Here is a 413-nt window from a genome sequence, read left to right on the forward strand (position 1 = left end):
CGATTTGCCAACGAAGAGAGTAGAAATCATGAATTGCTCCTTTTGAGACATATTCCGATGGAATATTGGTAACGTACACATTGATTCCTTGCAATTTTTTAATGCGATCGCTAAAAGTTATCCTCTTCTTTTTCTCTTTATATGCACGATCTTTTCTACGTTGTGCTTCTTGCTCAGGAGTTAGCCTGTAAATCACAGCGCGTGCTGGAAGTCCATAATCACGACCAATGTAAACCACAGGAATTTCAGAGCATTCACCTGGCTGTAGCTGATCCATAATGGCTTCTAAATCAATCATTGTGTATTGATATTTCTTCTTGATGGATCCGTTTTTAAAAGTAAGGATATGCTCATTTTTTTGAAATAGTTTGGTATTCATTTTTAGTCGAGATAAGAAGTAGGCCCCTTTTTTC

At 37.0% G+C, this 413-nt stretch carries 1 pseudogene; it reads right to left on the bottom strand.

The features are described 5' to 3' along the window. A pseudogene (locus LOK41_RS28625) lies at positions 1–413 on the bottom strand (IS4 family transposase); the annotation flags it as partial.

This window comes from Bacillus sp. TL12, assembly GCF_022625245.1.
In the GTDB taxonomy this organism is placed as follows: Bacteria; Bacillota; Bacilli; order Bacillales; family Bacillaceae_G; genus Bacillus_A.